Source organism: Paenibacillus sp. FSL P4-0081 (assembly GCF_000758565.1).
Taxonomy (GTDB): domain Bacteria; phylum Bacillota; class Bacilli; order Paenibacillales; family Paenibacillaceae; genus Paenibacillus_AQ; species Paenibacillus_AQ phytohabitans.
The window spans coordinates 6,472,025-6,492,610 of sequence record NZ_CP009280.1 but is presented as its reverse complement, the minus strand read 5'-3'; the positions used below and the strand labels follow the sequence as shown (position 1 = coordinate 6,492,610).

Below are 20,586 nucleotides of genomic sequence, written 5' to 3'. Positions count from 1 at the left end.
ATTCGAATTACTGCCTTGGAGGGATGCAGCTTGTTTCACCACATCACGGTGCTTAAGGAAGAAGCGACAGAAGGGCTGCACATCAAGAAGGATGGTATATACGTTGACTGTACGCTCGGAGGAGCCGGGCACAGTTCGCTTATTGCATCCAAGCTTAGCGGCGAAGGACGGCTGATCTGTCTGGACCAGGATGACTGGGCGCTGAACAATGCCAAAGAGAGATTGGCCGAGTACGGAGACAAAGTGGTTACGGTTAAGACCAACTTCCGTGACCTCGAGCAAGTACTGAAGGAACTGCCCTTTGTTCCGCAAAAGGACGGAGTTCCCCAAGTGGACGGGATTCTGTTCGATCTGGGGGTATCTTCTCCACAGTTTGACGAAGGGGAGCGGGGGTTCAGCTACAATCACGATGCTCCGCTGGATATGCGGATGGACCAGTCGGCACAGCTGACTGCGGCCGATATCGTCAATACCTGGAGTGAACAGGAAATTGCCCGTGTGCTTTTCCAGTATGGAGAAGAGAAGTTCTCACGGCGGATTGCCCGCAAAATTGTGGAGCGCCGGGAAGAGCGTCCGGTGGAGGGCACCGGAGAATTGGCTGAGCTGATTAAAGAGGGCATTCCAGCAGCTGCGCGGAGGACAGGAGGACATCCTGCCAAACGGAGCTTCCAGGGCCTGCGGATTGCTGTCAATGATGAGCTGGGTGCTTTTGAGGATGGACTGCATGCTGCTGTACGCTGCCTTGCACCTGAGGGAAGAGTATCCGTAATTACCTTCCATTCGCTGGAGGACCGGATCTGCAAACAGATTTTCAGCAGCTATTTAAGCAGATGTACCTGTCCGCCTGACCTGCCCTACTGTGTATGCGGCGCCAAAGGAACCCTGAAACTGATTAACCGCAAGCCCATCGTACCCGGAGAAGAGGAACTGGAGCTTAATTCACGTGCCCGTTCAGCCAAACTGCGCATTGCAGAGAAATTGTAAATGACGATAAAGGAGAGTCAGAGATGGCCTATACCCGCGGCAATTTAGCAGTTCAACCCAAGAGAAAAGAAGAGGTAAACCCGCTTTACCGTGAGAAGACAAAAGTCGTCACCAGGCGGAGAGTGCTTCCGCTGCAGGAGAAGCTTTTGTATATGATGACGCTGGGAGCCTTTATCCTGGTATCTGCCGCCCTGATCTGGCGTTACGTCCATATTTATGATTTGAACTTGCAGGCACAGAAGCTGGACAGCGAGATCGCGAAGAGCAAGAAGCAAATTGCTACCTATCAGATGGAGAAGCAGACGCTTGAACAGACGGTGGTCAAGCGGGCGGAAGAGATGGGATATAAGACTCCTCCTGTAGATTCAACAATCTATGTACCGCTTAGTAAACAGGTCACTGACAAAGCCGGCAATTAATCAGCGATTGACTTCAATCGCAATAATAGAATCTGTGAGGTTTGCTATGGTAAAAAGAATAAAACTTCGCACGCTGTTTATAGGAGGGTGTATTACCCTCTTTTTTCTTGTTTTAGTCGGCAGAGTTTTCTGGATTCAGGTAATGCAGAGTGAGAAGTGGCAGAAGGAAGCAGCTACGCAGTGGGCACATACTTCAACCATCAAGGCGGTCCGCGGTGTGATTGAAGACCGTAACGGCAGTGTTCTGGCCAGTGACGTTCCTGCCTATACTGTTGTGGTTGACCCCGAGGTCATTGCCGAGAAGGGGATCGGCCAGGAGGTCATCCAGGGACTGCATGAACTGCTTGGCAAGCCTGAAGATGAGCTGAAGAAGCTGGTAGAGGCCAAAGACGATAAGGGCAATTACTACAAGAACCGGGAGATCCGCAACGAAGGCTGGAAGATTAATCAGGATCTGGCCGATAAGGTTACGGCTTTTGTGGATAAGCTTAAGAAAGAGCATGATACCCTGGAAACGGGTGTAGGGCTTGTTAGAGAGCAGAAGCGTTATTATCCGAAGGACTCACTGGCTGCGCATATTCTGGGCTACACCGACAGGGACGGCAATGCGGTCATGGGTCTGGAAAAGTACTTCGACAAACAGCTCGCCGGTACGGATGGCAAGCTGAATTATCAAAGTGACGGCAAGGGAATCAAGCTGCCCGATTCACAGGATAGCTACCAGCCTGTAGTGAACGGAAGTAATTTCAAGCTGACCATCGACAGCACCATTCAGCACTATATCGAAGAGGCGATGAAGAAGGCTTATGCCGAGTACAAACCGAAGTCGATAAGCGTCATTGCTGCCGATCCGAATACGATGGAGATTCTTGGACTGGCCAATATGCCGACCTTCAATCCGAATGAATATTATGACCTTAATCAGGATGCGGCTGGCTTCTATAACCACGCGATCATGTCGAGATTTGAGCCGGGCTCCACGTTCAAAATTGTACCGCTGGCCGGTGCCGTTCAGGAGAAGCTGTTTAATCCGGAAGAGACAGTCCATTCGGGCTCTATCCGGATCAAAGGGTACAGCAAACCGATCTATGATATGAACAGAGCCGGTTACGGAGATATCACCTTGCTTCAAGGGGTCAAACGTTCCAGTAACGTAGCCTTTGTCAAGATTGGTTATGAACTGCTGGGCCAGGAAAAGCTGCTGAAATATATCAAGGATTTCGGCTTTACGGAAAAGACGGGCATTGACCTCCCGGGTGAAACCACCGGTATTGTCAACCCGAATCCGAACAGGCCGATAGAGAATGCTACCTTGGCCTATGGCCATGGCAAGCTGCTGGTTACACCGATTCAGCAGCTCACGGCGATGGCGGCGATTGCGAACGGCGGCAAGCTGATGGTGCCGCATGTAGTGAAGGAAGTTACCGATCCTAATACAGGCAAGACGACGGTGACTCAGCCGGAGGTTGTGCGGCAGGTCATTTCCGAGGACAGCGCCCGTGAAACCGGCAGCTATCTCGAGCAGGTCGTGGCAGACCAGGTAATCGGAACCGGACGGCATGCCTATATCGAAGGATACCGGGTGGCCGGCAAGACCGGAACGGCGATTAAGCCTGACGGCAAGGGCGGGTATGACCGGGATAAGGTGCTTGCTTCCTTCCTCGGCTACGCTCCGGCCAATAATCCGAAGATCGCGGTATTCGTCGTAATTGATGAGCCTGCGGATGCTGCCGGCGGAGGAGCCGCAGCCGGACCTATTTTCAAAGAGATAGTCTCGCAGTCCCTGCAATATATGGGCGTACCCAAAACGGTTGATTCGGATAAAGCAGTGGGAAGTAAAACGTCAGTCAAGCTGGCGGCTGACTCCTCAGAGCTGCGCAGTACGCCTGATCTCGTGAACAAAACCGTTAAGGAATCCAGACAGCTGCTCCTTAATCAAGGCTTTGACTTCGAGATTGTCGGCACAGGGGCAAAGGTAATCAGCCAATATCCGGATAAGAGCACAAAGCTTGCCGCCGGACAGCGGATTTATCTGCTTACCCAGCAGGATGAAGCAATGACCATTCCCGATTTGAAGGGAGAATCTTTGCGTGATGCCCTGGAAATTCTCAATCTGCTCAAAGTAGGGATAACGGTTGAGGGCGAAGGTTATGTCACAGAGCAGACGCAGACCAAGAATAACAACAAAACGCATATTTCTCTGAAGCTCAGTCCCCTGAATGAATACGGGGAGAATATCCCTGTAGCCGTCAACGTTGACCCCGATGCAGAGGATCCTGCGGAGTAGCGCCTATATAGGCTTGTTCTAACCCCTGTTTGTCCCGAATAGTCATGAAGATAAGAGATCATGTCTATACGAGCGAAAGCGGGGAGAACGGAATGAAGGTTTCGAAAGTCGTAACTCGGCGGAGAATGCTGTGGACGCTGCTGGGACTGGCCGTGTTGTTCGGTTCGCTGGCCGTGCGTCTTGCCTATGTACAGTTATCACAAGGGGAGAAGCTGAGCGCCAAGGCTGAGGAATCCTGGCGGCGGAATATTCCCTTCACCGCCAAACGCGGCGAGATTCTGGACAGGGAGGGCGTTGCCCTGGCATATAATATCAGCTCGCCAACGATCTATGCCATTCCTGTGCAGGTGAAGGAAAAGCAACAGACCGCGAAGCAGCTGGCTCCGCTGCTCGGTATGACCGAGGAGAAGCTGGTCACTCTGCTGACCCAAAAGAAAGCCTCGGTGAAACTGCAGCCCGGCGGCCGCAAAATTACGATGGAGCTTGCCGCGAGCATCCGTGATTTGCAGCTGCCGGGCATCGTTGTGGCTGAGGATAACAAACGGTATTATCCCTATGGCGATTTAGCCGCACATATTCTCGGCTTCACGGGAATTGACAATCAGGGGATCACCGGGATAGAGAGCATCTACGATAAGCTGCTTCAAGGCAGCGCAGGCAATATATCGTATCTGTCCGATGCCGGAGGACGGCTGATGCCAGGCTCCTCGGAGAAGTATACCGAGCCTCAGGACGGGCTGAGCCTGCAGCTGACAATTGATAAGCAGATTCAGTCGATCATGGAACGCGAGCTCGATCAGGCCATGGTGAAGTATCAGGCGCAAGGTGCCTGGTCGATTGCGATGGACCCCCGCAATGGTGAGATTCTGGCCATGGCGAGCCGGCCGGGTTATGAGCCGGGCTCCTATAAGGAATACGATGCCGAAGTATATAACCGGAATCTTCCGATCTGGATGACGTATGAACCGGGCTCCACCTTCAAGATCATTACCCTGGCTGCTGCGCTGCAGGAGGGGAAGGTTGATCTGCAGCATGAGCATTTTTTCGATCCGGGATATATTGAAGTGGGCGGTGCCAAGCTGCGCTGCTGGAAAAAAGGCGGCCACGGAAGCCAGACGTTCCTTGAAGTGGTGGAGAATTCCTGCAACCCTGGGTTTGTTGCCCTGGGCCAGCGTCTCGGCAAGGATACCCTGTTTAAGTATATCCGTGATTTCGGGTTTGGCACGAAGACAGGGATCGACCTCAACGGTGAAGCGAACGGGATTCTGTTCAAGCCGGCGCAGGTAGGGCCGGTCGAGCTTGCTACCACGGCCTTTGGCCAAGGGGTATCCGTAACACCGATCCAGCAGATTGCTGCGGTGTCTGCAGCGATTAACGGCGGCAGGCTGTATACTCCGCATGTTGCCAAAGCCTGGATTAATCCGGATACCGGTAATGTCGTATCCGAGGTTGAGCCGGAGGAAGTGCGGCAGGTGATCTCGGAGGAGACTTCGAAGAAGGTGCGGGCCGCCCTTGAGAGCGTAGTTGCCAAAGGCACAGGCCGGCCGGCGTTTATTGACGGCTACCGTGTGGGCGGCAAGACAGGGACGGCACAGAAGGTTATTAACGGCCGGTATTCTCCTACGGAGCATATCGTCTCTTTTATCGGATTTGCACCAGCGGATGATCCGCAGATCGTAGTGTACACCGCAGTTGATAATCCCAAGGGAATTCAGTTTGGGGGTGTGGTAGCAGCTCCGATCGTCCAGAATATTCTTGAGGATTCGCTTCATTATCTGAAGGTTCCGCAGCGTAAGGATCAGCTGCCGAAGACCTATAAATATGGGGAGACTCCGATTGTGACAGTTCCCGATCTGACAGGAGCTACCGTTCAGGATATTTATGAGGATTTGAACATGAATTTCATGCTGGCCCGCTCCGGATCAGGCAATACAGTGATTAATCAGGCGCCCAAAGCGGGGGCAAGAGTGGAGCAGGGTTCAACCATCCGGATTTATATGGGAACTTCCAGTGAATAATAGGATAGTCTGACAAATGTAGAGTGAGGGATTACTATGAAAATTAATGAATTGTCATCCTGTCTTGCCGCTTCGCGTCTATACGGGGAAGGTGAGACCGAGATTACGGATTTGCAGGTGGATTCCCGCAAGGTTAAGCCGGGCGATTTGTTCATTTGCCTGCCCGGTCATACAGTGGATGGACATGATTATGCACCGCAGGCAGCCGCAAGCGGTGCGGCTGCACTAGTCTGTGAGCGGAAGCTGGAAATCGATCTGCCGCAGATCGTGGTAGATGACTGCCGGTTTGCGATGTCCGTGCTGTCGAATGCGTTCTTCGGCTCACCCAGCAGCCGGATGAAGATGATTGGGATTACCGGAACCAACGGCAAAACCACCACTACGTATCTCATTGAGAAAATTATGCAGGACAATGGCGTGAAAACGGGGCTGATCGGGACGATTCAGATGCGTTACGACGGACAAAGTTATCCAATGTCCGGTACTACGCAGGAATCGCTTGAGCTTCAGCGCACTTTGAACGAAATGGCATCCAAAGGTGTGCAGTGCTGTGTGATGGAGGTATCCTCCCATGCACTTCAGCAGGGACGGGTGAAGGGAACGGACTACCGCACAGCGATATTCACTAACCTGACTCAGGATCATCTGGATTATCACCATACGATGGAGGAGTACCGCGCGGCTAAGGCGCTGTTCTTCTCGCGGCTTGGCAATGTGATTTCACCGTGGAAGGAAGAACGTAAATATGCAGTTCTCAACGCGGATGATGCAGCAAGCAGCTATTTTGCTGACCAGACCGCTGCGGAAGTGATTACATATGGTATCGACACCCCTGCCAATGTCCGGGCCTCTCAAATTTCGATCACGTCCAAAGGAACTTTTTTCCATGTGGATACGTTTAAGGGGAAGACAGATATTTCGCTCCGGATGGTCGGCAAGTTCAATGTCTATAATGCACTTGCGGCCATTACTGCTGCTCTGCTGGAGGATGTGCCGCTGGAAGATATCAAAGCCAGTCTGGAGTCAGTAGCCGGTGTGGACGGACGTGTCGAGTCTGTGGATGCCGGACAGGATTTCGCAGTCATCGTAGACTACGCGCATACGCCGGATGGTCTGGAGAATGTGCTGAAGGCTGTCTGTGAATTCGCTGCCGGCAAGGTAATTACCGTCTTTGGCTGCGGCGGAGACCGGGATACGACCAAACGGCCGCTGATGGGCAAAATAGCTGCCAAATACAGTGATCGTGTCATGGTTACTTCCGACAATCCCCGGACAGAGGATCCGCTGCTGATTCTGCGCGATATTGAAGCGGGACTTCTTGAGGACGGCGTGTCACAGGAACGGTACGAGATGATTCCCGACCGGCGGGAAGCGATCAGAAAAGCTATTGAAATGGCAAGCCCCGGCGATGTAGTATTGATTGCGGGGAAAGGTCATGAGACCTATCAGCTAATCGGCGGAGTCGTTCATGATTTTGATGACCGCATCGTAGCCAAAGAAGTGATAAGGGGCCGAAGCTATTGATTACAAGAACGCTGTATACTATTGCGGAAATGTGCGGGGGAGAGCTGTCCTCTGCTGAAGATAAGGATATTGAACTTGCGGGAGTCGTAACCGATTCCCGCAAAATTACGCCTGCCTGCCTGTTCGTTCCTCTGGCCGGAGATAACTTTGACGGCCATCATTACGCTGCTGCTTCTCTGGCAGCAGGAGCGGCCGCTACGCTCTGGCAGCGGGATAAGGGGCCTGCGCCTGAAGACGGTCCTGCCATTCTGGTGGAGGATACACTGGCCGCTTTGCAGAGACTGTCCTCGGCTTATCTGGGCGAGCTCGCGCCGCGTGTAGTCGCCGTGACAGGCAGCAACGGCAAGACAACGACCAAAGATATGATTACCGCTCTTCTTGAAGTGCAGTACAAGGTACACAAAACACAGGGCAATTTCAATAATCACATCGGTCTGCCGCTTACGATTCTCTCCATGGACAGCGATGTTGAGATTGCTGTGCTGGAGATGGGCATGAGCTCGCGCGGTGAGATTTCCCTGCTGTCCAGGATAGCTGCCCCTGATGTGGCTGTGATTACCAACGTGGGCGAATCCCATCTGCTGCAGCTCGGGTCCCGCAAGGAAATTGCCCGGGCCAAGCTGGAGATTGTGGACGGACTTAAGCCGGGCGGCCTGCTCATTTATAACGGGGATGAACCGCTGCTCGCAGAAGTTATGGCAGAGCCAGGGTTTAATCCGCCGGAAGGGATGCTCAGCTTCCGTTTCGGGCAGTCCGGAGACAATGATGACTATCCTACAGGTCTCATGACTCATGGCGCTGGAATGACCTTCACTTCGCATCTTCATGCCGAGCGTGCCTTCACGCTGCCTCTGCCGGGGCGTCACAATGTCATTAACGCACTCGCTGCACTAGCGGTTGCGCGCCATTTCCGTGTGACTGACGAGAATATAGAGACCGGAATAGCCGGACTTAAGCTGACCGGCATGCGGATTGAAGTGATGCAGGCGGCGAACGGGCTGACGCTGCTGAACGATGCTTACAATGCCAGCCCTACGTCCATGAGAGCAGCGATAGATGTGCTGCAGTCCATGAAGTGCAGCGGGAGCAGAATCGCGGTGCTGGGGGACATGCTGGAACTTGGGCCTGATGAAGTTCTGTTCCACCAGCAGATCGGTACCTATCTCGATCCTGCACTGACGGATGCGGTATACACTTACGGACCGCTCGCTGCTCATATTGCTGCGGCTGCGGCGGAGAGATTCGGGGCCGGACATGTATTTGCTTTTGAAGACAAAGAAGCATTGATCACTGCCTTGAACACCAAATGTGGTTCCAGGGATGTAGTACTCTTCAAAGCGTCCCGGGGGATGCGTCTGGAGGAAGTGCTTCACCGCCTGAAAGAATATTCTGAAGCTGACTTAAACTAATGGAGGGGGTGTACCCATGGATTATCAATTACTTCTGCTGACTATTGCTGTGTCCTTTATCCTTGCGGTCATTGCCGCTCCGCTGATTATCCCGCTGCTGCGCCGGATGAAGTTCGGACAACAGGTTCGCGACGACGGGCCTCAGACCCATCTGAAGAAGGCGGGAACGCCTACGATGGGCGGAATTATCATCATGGTGGCATTCACGTTATCTTTTCTGAAATTTTCGGTGATTAATTCGGATTTCTACGTACTTCTGGTAGCTACGCTGGGTTACGGTCTGATCGGTTTCCTGGATGACTATATTAAGATTGCCTTCAAACGTTCCCTCGGGCTGACGGCACGCCAGAAGCTTGCCGGCCAGCTGCTGGTCGGTATCGTTCTATGCGCCCTGCTCATTTCCGGCGGACATCATACAAACATCAGCATTCCGGGAACATCGGTGAGCTTTGACTGGGGCGGCTGGTTCTACTATCCGTTTATTGTCCTGATGATGATGGCGGTAACCAATGCGGTTAACTTCACGGATGGTGTGGACGGACTGCTGTCCGGTGTCAGTGCGATCGCGCTCGCTGCTTTTGCTGTAGTTGCCATGCAGGCAACCTCCATTGCTGCCGGTGTCTGCGCTGCTGCGATGATTGGTGCAGTACTTGGCTTTCTGGTATTCAATGCCCATCCGGCCAAAGTGTTCATGGGTGATTTCGGCTCCTTCGGGATTGGCGGCGCCATTGGCGCGATTGCCATTGTAACGAAGACCGAGCTGCTCTTCGTGGTGATCGGCGGTGTCTTCGTAGTCGAAATGCTGTCCGTAATTATTCAGGTCGCTTCGTTCAAAACACGCGGCAAACGGGTATTCCGAATGAGCCCGATCCATCATCACTTTGAGCTGGGCGGCTGGTCGGAGTGGCGTGTGGTTGTCTCCTTCTGGGCGGTGAGCCTGGTGCTAGCGGCTGTTGGACTATATCTCATCAAGGGGTTGTAACATATGAAGCATCCGGATTTGTACCGTGGTGAAGAAGTGGTCGTCCTGGGGCTCGCCAAAAGCGGCGTCCAGGTGGCCAAGGTGCTGCATGAGCGCGGCGCGGTTGTGACGGTCAATGATAAAAAGGAAAGAGATCAAAGTCCCGAAGCTTCCGAACTGGAATCTTTGGGAATTTCTGTTATATGCGGCGGGCATCCGGAAGGGCTGATTCATGAGGGTGTTGCGCTTGTTGTAAAGAATCCGGGGATTCCCTATTCCGTGGCTCCGGTGCAGCAGGCTCTTGAGCTTGGCATCGAAGTCGTAACGGAGGTAGAGGTGGCTTACCATCTCTGCGCCGCACCTATGATCGGTATTACGGGCTCCAACGGGAAGACGACTACAACGACCTGGGTTGGCCGTATGCTGGAGGCAGCGGGGATGAGGCCCATAGTTGCCGGGAACATCGGTACGCCGCTCTGTCAGGCCGCTCAGGAGGCTGACGTGGACAACTGGATGGTTGTCGAGCTCAGCAGCTTCCAGCTCAAAGGGACGGAAGCCTTCCGGCCCAAGGTCGCTGCCCTGTTGAATGTTGCCGAGACCCATCTGGATTATCATGGGGGGATGGAGGATTATGTGGCCTCCAAATCCAAGCTGTTCGCGAATCAGGGGCCGGGCGACACCGCTGTACTGAACTGGGATGATCCGGTCTGCCGCGAGCTGGTTCCATATATCAAAGCAGCCATCCTGCCCTTCTCCATGACTGAAGAACTGGTTCAGGGCATTTTTGTCCGTCCATCCTTTGTGCCGGAGACAGAAGATGATCTGAAGCGGGTAATCATTTACCGGGATTATACGGAGAGCGAGACCGAAATAGCCGATGTGGATTCGATCGGCCTTCCGGGCCGCTTCAATGTAGAGAATGCGCTGGCCGCCTGCGGCATCGCTATTGCCGCAGGCGCGGACCCGGCAGTGCTTGGCGGAGTGCTGGCTTCCTTCCGCGGTGTGGAGCACCGGCTGGAATATGTGACAGACAAGGCGGGGGCCGCCTACTATAACAATTCCAAGGCTACCAATTCCAAAGCTACAGCCATGGCGCTGGGGTCCTTCAAGAAGCCGGTCATCCTCGTTGCCGGAGGTCTGGACCGCGGTTCTGATTATATGGAGCTGCTGCCTGTCCTCGGAGGGAACGTCAAGGCACTGGTGGCTCTTGGGGAGACGAAGGACAAGCTGGCCGCGGTTGCGCAGCTGGCAGGAGTAAAGACAATCATCTCCGTCGATAATGGGGAGAGCGCCGCCGCCGTGCTGCAAGAGGCCGTGCGGGAGGCTTCCGCTCTTGCGGAAGCAGGAGATGTAGTTCTCCTCTCTCCTGCCTGTGCCAGCTGGGATATGTTTACATCCTATGAGGAGCGCGGGCGTATTTTTAAAGAGGCGGTGCATAACCTTTAAGTAGGGGGGTGGATAAGCCCCTACTACGGATGCAAGAGGTGTGCTCCTGATGAACAAATCCCGTCATGCGCCCGATATCTGGCTGCTGCTTCCGATATTGGCTTTGCTGGCCATCGGTATGGTAATGGTATACAGCGCCGGGTCCGTTTTGGGCTTCCGCAATTATGGCGACTCGTTTTATTTTGTCAAAAGACAGCTGCTGTTCGCAGGCCTGGGTCTTATCGCCATGTTCATCACTGCGAATACGGATTATGTGGTGCTGAAGAAGTTCGCCAGGCCGGCCCTGATTTTCTGCTTCATACTGCTGGTGCTGGTGCTGGTTCCCGGCATCGGGGTCGTGCGCGGAGGTGCGCGCAGCTGGCTGGGAATCAGTTCTTTCGGCATTCAGCCCTCGGAGTTCATGAAGATGGGGATGATCCTCTTTCTCGCCAAATGGCTCGGAACAGAGGATTACGATATTTCCAGCTTCACCCGCGGCCTGCTTCCGCCGCTTGCGCTGATCGGTTCCGCTTTTGCGCTGATCATGCTCCAGCCGGATCTCGGTACAGGCACTGTCATGTTCGGGGCTGCGTTGATGATGGTCTTCACGGCAGGGGCCCGGATGAAGCATCTGCTCTCCCTGGGCGCGCTGGGTGTTGCCGGGTTCGTGGGGCTTATTGCCGCCGCACCCTACCGTCTGCAGCGGATTACGGCCTTCCTGGACCCCTGGTCTGATCCGCTCGGGGCCGGATATCAGATCATACAGTCGCTGTACGCGATTGGCCCCGGCGGACTGGGGGGCTTGGGTCTCGGCATGAGCCGGCAGAAGTACAGCTATGTGCCGGAGCCGCAGACCGATTTTATTTTTTCCATATTGGCTGAGGAGCTGGGGTTTATCGGGGGACTGGCAGTGCTGCTGCTCTTCCTGATTCTGATCTGGCGCGGAATGAAGGTAGCGATGAGTCTGCCGGACCGTTTCGGCAGCTATCTGGCCGTGGGCATCGTCTGTATGGTCGCTATTCAGGTGATCATCAACATCGGTGTGGTTATCGGCCTCATGCCGGTTACCGGCATTACGCTTCCGCTGATCAGCTATGGAGGCTCATCGCTGACCCTGATGCTTACAGCACTTGGCATTCTACTTAATTTATCCCGTTATGCGAGGTGAAAGACATGCGTATTGTATTAAGCGGCGGCGGTACGGGCGGACATATCTATCCGGCCGTAGCCGTGGCCAGACAGCTGGAATCCGAAGAAGAGAAATCCGTCTTCCTGTATATCGGGGGCAAACGCGGTCTGGAGAGCAAGCTTGTTCCCCAAGAGAATCTGCCCTTTAAAGCGATTGATATTACCGGCTTCCGCCGTAAGCTCTCGATGGACAATGTGAAGACGGTAATGCGTTTCCTGAAGGGGGTGAAGGCCTCCAAAGCCATGCTGCGGGAGTTCAAGCCGGATGTCGTTATCGGCACGGGCGGATATGTCTGCGGGCCGGTAGTGTACGCTGCATCACGGCTCGGCATCCCGACGCTTATCCATGAACAGAACGCGATCCCGGGCCTGACCAACCGCTTCCTCAGCCGGTATGCCGATACGGTCGCCGTAAGCTTTGAAGGCACGGAGCCGGCTTTTCCAGGGGCTAAGAACGTAATCTACACAGGTAACCCCCGGGCAACTACGGTAATGACTGCCAACCCGCAGCGGGGATTCGCTTCACTTGGGATTCCTGAAGGCAGTACGGTTGTGCTGGTAGTCGGAGGAAGCGGAGGCGCCAGGGCAATTAACCGGGCGATGATTGAAATGGCTCCGTTTGTGGGTAAGGGTAATGGTGTTCAATATGTGTATGTTACCGGAGAGGCTTATTTCGAGGAAACCCGTAAAGCTGTGCGCGAGAAGCTCGGAAGCTTGCCGAACTCCCTGCATATTCTTCCGTATATTCATAATATGCCCGAGGTACTGGCCTGTACTTCACTCATCGTGAACCGGGCGGGGGCATCGTTTCTTGCAGAGATTACTGCGCTTGGCATTCCCTCTGTGCTTATCCCTTCTCCCAATGTGACGAATAATCACCAGGAAGCGAATGCCAGACAGCTTGAACGTGAAGGGGCAGCCGTTGTGCTGCTGGAGAAGGATTTAAGCGGCGAGGCACTATTCGCAGCGGTGCATAAAATTATCGGAGCGGACGCTGCACGCCGCAGTATGTCCGATGCCTCAAGGCGGCTGGGTAAAAGAGACTCCGCCTCGCTGGTTGTCGCCGAGCTCCGCAGACTGGCCGCAGGCCGGAAACGCTAGAATCCCGGGCTTACATTGTCACACACGAGAGGTCACGAACATAGGATGATCCTATAATCGTGACAATCACCCAGAGCACTTCCAGTTCATGAAATGTGGAGCGGGGTAGCTTCCCGGCCTATTTCTGTTGATCTGTGTACAGGAAGTGCCCAACGGTGGGTGAGCGGTAATCTCGGAGGTGATACATTGGACAAATTGGTGATTGAGGGTGGAAATCCCCTGTCAGGCACCATACGTATCCATGGAGCGAAAAATGCGGCCCTGCCGATTCTGGCGGCAAGCCTGCTGGCCGAAGGAGTTCACTCACTGCATAATGTGCCGAAGCTGCTGGACATCGAAACTATGCTGGATATTCTGGAAAGGCTGGGCTGCAGGGCCGTGCATGAAGATGAAACGGTTACGGTCGATACAACCTGCGTCGCAACCTCCCATGTTCCGGAGGATTTAATGCGGCAGATGAGATCCTCCATTTTTCTAATGGGACCGCTTCTGTCCAGGTTTGGTGAAGTAACGATTTATCAGCCGGGCGGCTGTGCCATCGGGGAACGCAAAATTGATCTTCACCTGCAGGGTCTGAAGCTGCTCGGGGCGGAGATTGAGGAGACCAGCGGGATGATCTGCTGCCGGGCTGCCAAACTGACAGGCTGTGATATTCATCTGGATTATCCAAGCGTCGGAGCCACGGAGAATATCATGATGGCTGCCGCTATGGCGGAGGGGACCACAACGGTGTCCGGAGCGGCCAGAGAGCCGGAAATCCAGGATCTGCAGAATTTCCTGAATGCGATGGGTGCGCAAATCATCGGTGCGGGAACAGATACGATCACCATTCAGGGCGTCTCCAAGCTGTATCCTTGCAATTATGAGGTCATTCCCGACCGGATAGTTGCCGGGACCGTAATGATCGCAGCTGCAGCTACAAGGGGGAATGTGACACTGACCCACACCAACGCAGGACATTTGACATCCCTGATCCATGTTCTGAGGCGTGCCGGTGTTCAAATTACAGTTTGCAATGATATAATTAATATCAGCTGTATGGGGCGTCCGCGTGCAGTAGAAAGAATTGTAACCTCCCCTTATCCTTCGTTCCCTACAGATCTGCAATCCCAGGTGATGGTCCTTTTGTCCCTGGCTGACGGATTCAGTGTGATTAAAGAAACTGTATTTGAAGGACGCTTTAAGCATGTGGAAGAGATGGCCCGGATGGGAGCCGACATTTCCATTGACCTGAACCGGGCGTTTATACGCGGAGTGCAGAGATTATACGGAGCTACGGTAGAAGCCACCGACCTGCGTGCCGGAGCTGCCCTGGTTATCGCCGGACTTGCCGCTCAAGGAACTACCGTTGTTGAGCAGGCGCATCATATTGACCGCGGATATGACGGCATCGAGATACTGTTTCAGAAGCTGGGTGCACGCATTAGCCGCAAGGTACCTGTACCGGACCCGCTGGATTTGGCCAATTAAAGCTCCCTGTCTCCTTCGGCCCGAGTGCGCGGGAAGGAGACAGGGCCTTATTACGGAGATATGAGAATGCCTAAAACCCGAATGCCTCTTCTTAAAGAGGACAAGCCCAGTAAGAGAATGAGCCGTAAAATCACCATTATCCTGCTGCTGCTGTTTATTGCGCTGCTGGCCGTGATATTTTTCCGTTCGTCCGTCAGTAAGATTACGGCAATCAATTTCCAGGGGGATAAATATACATCCCGGGAGGAATTGCTTGCCGCAAGCGGTCTTACAATCGGCGGACAGTTCTTCGCGGTCTCCGGAGATTCCGTGGAAAGTGCACTGACAGGACTGAAGACGGTTCAGGAAGCGGCTGTGGACAAGAAATTCCCCGGTGTGATTAACATCAGCATTAAGGAATTCCCCGCAGTGGCATACGAGCTGGATGAGGCTGGATCGCTTGAGGCGATTCTGTCCAGCGGAGCTGCAGTATCTGTCAAGGATACTGGGATTGCCGTTGAGAAGCCGATATTAACCAACTGGAAAGCTGATGATCCTTACAAGACGAAGCTGTGCCAGGCGCTGGCTGATATTCCGAATGAACTGACCAGTGATATATCCGAGATCGTCCCCTCCCCGACTTTGTCTTTTCCGGACCGTATTAAGCTGTATACACGTTCACGGTTTGAGGTCATTACGGCAATTTCACTGCTTAAGGATAAGGTGGAATACCTGAATCAAGTGATTGAAAACGAGCAGCCGGGATTGATCAAGATGCTTGAGGCCGATTCTTATGTCCCATTTCATACGGAAGCGGAGGATTCCGGGGAGGATTCAGACACACAAGAGTAAATAGTCCCTACTAATAGAGCGGAAAAAATGCTACAATCGGTTTTACGGGCAATAAGCAATATCCCTCTTTTTTCTGCGGATTTTTTGAAATGCATTCATGGATATAGCTGTCATTTCTTAAAAGGTAGAACTTATATGCTTTAGAAAAAATTGAAAGCAGTTGTTTGCATGCCAAAAGGCTGTTATATTATTCCATTCAAAAAATTTGTAGAAAAAAGAGGGAAAGGATTAGGGATGTTGAATATGTACAGAGAAGTTTCCCGGGACCGGGATCAAAGCGTATTTTCTATTTATTTGGCTTCACAATTCATTATGATTATAACAGGAGGTGCCATAGGGCTTGAGCAACAATGACATCATTGTTAGTTTGGACATCGGTACATCCAAAGTTCGGGCAATTATTGGGGAAGTTACCAATGGAACCTTTAATATTATTGGCGTTGGATCTGCTGATTCGGAAGGAATACGCAAGGGTGCGATTGTAGACATCGATCAGACTGTGCAATCGATCAAGAGTGCCGTAGAACATGCGGAGCAAATGGTCGGTATTCAAATATCCGAGGTGTATGTCGGTATATCCGGTAATCATATCGGCCTGCAATCCAGTCACGGCGTAGTTGCCGTGCAGAATGAAGACCGTGAGATCGGCGAAGATGATATCGACCGCGTAATCAAGGCTGCTGAGGTCATAGCACTGCCTCCTGAGCGCGAAGTCATTGATGTTGTCGCCAAGCAATATATCGTCGACGGGCTTGAAGGAATTCAAGATCCGCGCGGAATGATCGGAGTTCGCCTCGAGGTTGAAGCGACGATCATTACCGGGGCTAAGACACCAATACATAATCTGCTGCGCTGCGTGGAGAAATCAGGTCTGAAGGTTAAAGATCTTGTGCTTATGTCTCTCGGGGCAGGCGGATTAGCGCTTTCCAAGGATGAGAAATCAATGGGAGCAGTACTGGTGGATATCGGTGCCGGCCAGGCGACGATAGCCGTATATGAAGAAGGTTCCTTGTGCGCAACCTCTACGATTCCGATCGGCGGAGAATTTATAACCAATGATATTGCATACGGTCTGCGAACACTTACGGATCAGGCCGAGAAGGTCAAGCTGAAATATGGCTGTGCCTGGATTGATGACGCTGCCTCGGATGTCGTGTTCAAGGTTCTGCGGATCGGCAGCAATGTTGAGAAGGAATTCAACCAGGAAGATCTGGCGGCGATTATTGAGCCCAGAGTTCAAGAAATCTTCCATCTGATCCGCCAGGAAGTGAAACGGCTTGGTTACAATGAGCTTCCGGGAGGTTATATACTAACGGGTGGCACCGTTTCGATGCCGGGCGTGCTGAAGGTAGCCCAGACTGAGCTGGCAGCCTCCGTACGTATTGCCGTACCTGATTATATTGGAGTACGTGACCCCGGGTTCACCGGCGGTGTGGGTATACTCCATACCGTTGTGCGCAGATTCCGCGGACGAAGCAGCGGTGGAAGCGCCAATAAGAAGACGGTTAACCGCAGCAAGCAAAGTGCTGCACCTAGCCAGGATTCTTCCAAGAAGCCGGGACTGGTAGAACGTCTAAAGAATATGTTCAGCGAGTTCATATAACTGTAAGTCCAGATATACTTGGACTGGCCATCCAAGCACTACTCAAGGGGGAGATGGAAACAATATGTTGGAATTTGATTTTGAAATGGAGAGCTTAGCCCAAATAAAGGTCATCGGAGTAGGCGGCGGCGGAAGCAATGCTGTAAACCGGATGATTGAAAATGGCGTTCAGGGTGTTGAATTCATCACGGTTAATACAGATGCCCAAGCGCTGCATATGGCCAAATCGGAGCATAAACTGCAAATCGGGGATAAACTGACCCGCGGACTTGGCGCTGGAGCCAATCCTGAGGTGGGGAAGAAAGCGGCTGAAGAATCCCGCGATCTGATTTCAAATACGCTTAAAGGTGCAGATATGGTATTCGTAACCGCAGGTATGGGCGGGGGTACCGGAACGGGCGCAGCGCCTGTAATTGCTGAGATTGCCAGAGAGTGCGGAGCATTGACGGTTGGCGTCGTGACCCGTCCGTTTACTTTTGAAGGCAGAAAACGTTCCAATCAGGCAGAACTGGGAATCGAAGCGTTGAAAGAAAAAGTGGATACGCTGATCGTGATTCCAAATGACCGCCTGCTGGAAATTGTGGATAAGAAAACACCAATGCTGGAGGCTTTCCGCGAAGCGGATAATGTACTCCGCCAGGCTGTGCAAGGGATCTCTGACCTCATTGCCGTTCCCGGCCTGATCAACCTTGACTTTGCCGATGTGAAGACAATTATGACGGAGCGCGGTTCAGCACTTATGGGTATCGGTATTGCGACCGGCGAGAACCGTGCCTCGGAAGCGGCCCGCAAAGCCATTATGAGCCCGCTCCTCGAAACCTCCATCGAAGGTGCACGCGGCGTAATTATGAACATTACAGGCGGCTCCAACCTCTCCTTGTATGAGGTTAATGAAGCGGCTGAGATTGTTACCTCTGCTTCCGATCCTGAAGTGAATATGATCTTCGGTGCGATTATCGAAGAGAGCATGAAGGACGAAATCAAGGTTACGGTAATTGCTACCGGCTTTGAACATAAGCCTTCCCCTGTAGCGCCTGCTCGCCGTCCTGCATCCAGCAGTGAGCCGGCAGCGGACAAGGATAAGAATGCGAATCTGCGTCCGTTCGGCAATCAGACAACCTCTGATCAGCTGGATATTCCAACCTTCCTGCGCAACCGGACACGCGGCAACAATGATTAAGAACTAAGAGCAATGAACTGCATAGCTTTTTACGGAAGCACCGTATTCGACCCGCATTTAGCCGGGACGAATACGGTGTTTTTTTGTTTTTCAGGCTGTTATAATAACGATAACGGGAGACGATGGAATGGAACTGCTGGACCCCCGGGTAGATTTCGTATTTAAACGGATATTTGCAAGCGAGAGTAACAAGGATGTGCTGCTGGCTTTTTTGAACCGGATATTCATGGATGCGGGAGATCCGCCGCTGGAGGAAGTAGTGCTGCTCAATCCGTATACGGATAAGGATGATCCGCTGGATAAGCAATCGATATTTGACATTTGGGCGAAGTCTGCAGACGGCAAGCTGATCAATATTGAAATGCAGCTGTTCAACAAATACGATATTGAGAAAAGGACCTTATATTACTGGAGCAAACGTTATGCGGGCCAGCTTCAGGTAAGCGGCAAATATACAGACCTCAAGAAATGCGTAACAATCAACATTATGAATTATAAGGTGCTGCCTAACGAACATCCGCATAGTGTGTTTCACTTACGGGAGGATGCAACCGGAACGCCGCTCACGGATGATATTGAAATTCATTTTCTGGAATTACCCAAGCTGAATCAGCGAGCTGTTCCCGGCCAAGGCGGTCTGGTGAACTGGCTGCTGTTCTTGAAGGGAATAAACCACTCGGATTGGGAGGTGCTGTTGATGAACGAGCCTGCTTTGAGGAAGGCGATGGAAACCCTGGAGTTTCTGAGTCAGGATTCGGAAGCCCGGCGTAAATATGAGGACCGCCAGAAGTTTCTGCTTGACGAAGCCTCGCAGAGAGACGGTGCACAAAGAGAAGGGTTTGCTAAAGGCATAGCAGTAGGCAGAGCAGAAGGTGAGCTCGAGGCAAAACTGGAAATAGCCAGAAATCTCCTGGCTATGGGGCTGGATCTTCCTGCTGTAATAAAGGCAACCGGACTGACTGAAGAAGAATTGAAATCTATCACTTGAATGAATATTCGAACTTGAAGTCAGCCTCAACAGGCTGGCTTTTTCTTTTATCCTCTTAATATCTCTGCTGACCTATAACTCGACAAAAAAAACGTAAGTACGCCCCCCAAGTTTAGACAGACTTTGAATGCGAGAGTTCCTATACTAATCTTATCGTCTAAAAAGAGAGCCTTCACCCTGGCCTCCGGCTAGATATCCGTTACCAGGCAGGTGAAAACACTGGTTGTTTATATTGACTTGATCTTCGCCGCCAATCTGCTGATCGACGGAATTCTATTGTGGCTGACCAGCTGGCTGGTCAAGCTGAAGGTGTCCTGGTGGCGCCTGTCTCTCTCTGCGCTGGTTGGCGCGCTCTATGTCGTGATGATGTTTGTACCGGAGCTGTCCTTCATGTACACCTTCCTCATCAAGTTCGGGTTGTCGGTAGTGATGCTGTGGATCGCGTTCGGATTTAGAAGTCTGCAAAGCTATCTTCGTGCATTAGGGGCATTTTATATCATTAATTTTGCGGCGGCAGGAGGTATAGTAGGGATTCATTATTTGCTGCAAAGCTCAGGCGACATCTGGAACGGCATTATCTTTACTTCTTCAGGCGGCCAAGCTTACCGGTTGAAAATTGGATTCTGGTTCGTGCTTGCGATGCTTCCGCTGGTGCTTCTTCTCTTCAAGCTGATTCAATCCTCGCGCAGGCGCAGGGAGCAGCTGGAGACATATATCGGTGAAGTGACTGTGGAGATTGACGGAGTATCTGTTACCTGTCCAGGGCTGCTGGACACCGGAAACCGGCTCAATGATCCGCTTACGCGAATTCCGGTCATGGTTATGGAATCCTCACTATGGGAAGGCCATCTGCCGGCCTCATGGAAAGGGAGGCTGACACAGACAGGGGCAGATACACTTGTGCTGGAAGCGGACGGGCAGTCGTTTGCCTGGCAGGACAGAATACGGCTGGTGCCGTACAGAGGCGTTAACCGCGGGGCATCCTTCATGCTCGCGTTGAAGCCGGATTCAGTGATGATAAAGCTTGGCGGCGAAACCTTTTACAGCAAGAGGGTTCTCATCGGGCTGGATGGCGGGACACTGTCGGGAGACGGAGCGTACCGGGCGGTCATACATCCTGACCTGACCCACAATGAGAGCGCTGTAGAGGCGCCGGCAGACAAGGCTATGAGTTAAGGAACATATAGGAGGAACAATA

16 protein-coding genes are annotated in these 20,586 nt (G+C 52.6%); all 16 read left to right on the top strand.

Annotated features, from left to right (window positions below):
- Positions 1 to 30 precede the first annotated feature (30 nt).
- The 16 genes from rsmH (at position 31) to spoIIGA (ending at position 20,564) form a co-directional block, all read left to right on the top strand.
- Positions 31 to 984 (top strand): 16S rRNA (cytosine(1402)-N(4))-methyltransferase RsmH, encoded by a 954-nt coding sequence (gene rsmH, locus P40081_RS27705; RefSeq protein ID WP_039304239.1) that lies wholly within the window; start codon positions 31 to 33, stop codon positions 982 to 984.
- A 23-nt stretch (positions 985 to 1,007) separates the two neighbouring features.
- Complete coding sequence (locus P40081_RS27700; protein ID WP_042139392.1) at positions 1,008 to 1,403, top strand: hypothetical protein; 396 nt, start codon at positions 1,008 to 1,010, stop codon at positions 1,401 to 1,403.
- A 142-nt stretch (positions 1,404 to 1,545) separates the two neighbouring features.
- Entirely contained in the window at positions 1,546 to 3,690 is a 2,145-nt protein-coding gene (locus P40081_RS27695; RefSeq protein WP_231575207.1) for a PASTA domain-containing penicillin-binding protein, read from the top strand.
- Positions 3,691 to 3,782: 92 nt separating this feature from the next.
- Positions 3,783 to 5,708 carry a stage V sporulation protein D gene (locus P40081_RS27690; RefSeq protein ID WP_042139390.1) on the top strand — a complete coding sequence of 642 codons (1,926 nt, stop codon included), beginning with the start codon at positions 3,783 to 3,785 and terminating at the stop codon, positions 5,706 to 5,708.
- A 36-nt stretch (positions 5,709 to 5,744) separates the two neighbouring features.
- The gene (locus tag P40081_RS27685) at positions 5,745 to 7,232 is read left to right on the top strand and encodes a UDP-N-acetylmuramoyl-L-alanyl-D-glutamate--2,6-diaminopimelate ligase (protein ID WP_042139389.1); all 1,488 of its coding nucleotides are present in this window, start codon (positions 5,745 to 5,747) and stop codon (positions 7,230 to 7,232) included.
- Positions 7,229 to 8,641 (top strand): UDP-N-acetylmuramoyl-tripeptide--D-alanyl-D-alanine ligase, encoded by a 1,413-nt coding sequence (locus tag P40081_RS27680; RefSeq protein ID WP_042139388.1) that lies wholly within the window; start codon positions 7,229 to 7,231, stop codon positions 8,639 to 8,641. Before P40081_RS27685 ends, P40081_RS27680 begins: the two co-directional genes overlap by 4 nt.
- Before the next feature lie 16 nt (positions 8,642 to 8,657).
- Positions 8,658 to 9,623: a phospho-N-acetylmuramoyl-pentapeptide-transferase gene (gene mraY, locus P40081_RS27675; RefSeq protein WP_039304257.1), complete on the top strand. Its 966-nt coding sequence runs from the start codon at positions 8,658 to 8,660 to the stop codon at positions 9,621 to 9,623.
- A 3-nt stretch (positions 9,624 to 9,626) separates the two neighbouring features.
- Entirely contained in the window at positions 9,627 to 11,048 is a 1,422-nt protein-coding gene (gene murD, locus P40081_RS27670) for a UDP-N-acetylmuramoyl-L-alanine--D-glutamate ligase (RefSeq protein ID WP_042139387.1), read from the top strand.
- Between the two features lie 49 nt (positions 11,049 to 11,097).
- Entirely contained in the window at positions 11,098 to 12,195 is a 1,098-nt protein-coding gene (gene spoVE / locus P40081_RS27665) for a stage V sporulation protein E (protein ID WP_042139386.1), read from the top strand.
- 5 nt (positions 12,196 to 12,200) lie between these two features.
- Complete coding sequence (gene murG / locus P40081_RS27660; RefSeq protein WP_042139385.1) at positions 12,201 to 13,316, top strand: undecaprenyldiphospho-muramoylpentapeptide beta-N-acetylglucosaminyltransferase; 1,116 nt, start codon at positions 12,201 to 12,203, stop codon at positions 13,314 to 13,316.
- A gap of 186 nt (positions 13,317 to 13,502) precedes the next feature.
- On the top strand, positions 13,503 to 14,786 hold the full coding sequence (gene murA, locus P40081_RS27655) for a UDP-N-acetylglucosamine 1-carboxyvinyltransferase (protein ID WP_042139384.1): 1,284 nt from the start codon (positions 13,503 to 13,505) through the stop codon (positions 14,784 to 14,786).
- A 66-nt stretch (positions 14,787 to 14,852) separates the two neighbouring features.
- Positions 14,853 to 15,617 carry a cell division protein FtsQ/DivIB gene (locus P40081_RS27650; protein ID WP_042139383.1) on the top strand — a complete coding sequence of 255 codons (765 nt, stop codon included), beginning with the start codon at positions 14,853 to 14,855 and terminating at the stop codon, positions 15,615 to 15,617.
- A 340-nt stretch (positions 15,618 to 15,957) separates the two neighbouring features.
- Positions 15,958 to 17,220, top strand: a complete 1,263-nt coding sequence (gene ftsA / locus P40081_RS27645; RefSeq protein ID WP_039304274.1) for a cell division protein FtsA — start codon at positions 15,958 to 15,960, stop codon at positions 17,218 to 17,220.
- Between the two features lie 64 nt (positions 17,221 to 17,284).
- On the top strand, positions 17,285 to 18,400 hold the full coding sequence (gene ftsZ, locus P40081_RS27640; protein WP_042139382.1) for a cell division protein FtsZ: 1,116 nt from the start codon (positions 17,285 to 17,287) through the stop codon (positions 18,398 to 18,400).
- Positions 18,401 to 18,527: 127 nt separating this feature from the next.
- Positions 18,528 to 19,388 carry an Rpn family recombination-promoting nuclease/putative transposase gene (locus P40081_RS27635; RefSeq protein ID WP_042139381.1) on the top strand — a complete coding sequence of 287 codons (861 nt, stop codon included), beginning with the start codon at positions 18,528 to 18,530 and terminating at the stop codon, positions 19,386 to 19,388.
- Positions 19,389 to 19,598: 210 nt separating this feature from the next.
- Positions 19,599 to 20,564 (top strand): sigma-E processing peptidase SpoIIGA, encoded by a 966-nt coding sequence (spoIIGA, locus tag P40081_RS27630; RefSeq protein ID WP_171721024.1) that lies wholly within the window; start codon positions 19,599 to 19,601, stop codon positions 20,562 to 20,564.
- Positions 20,565 to 20,586 lie beyond the last annotated feature (22 nt).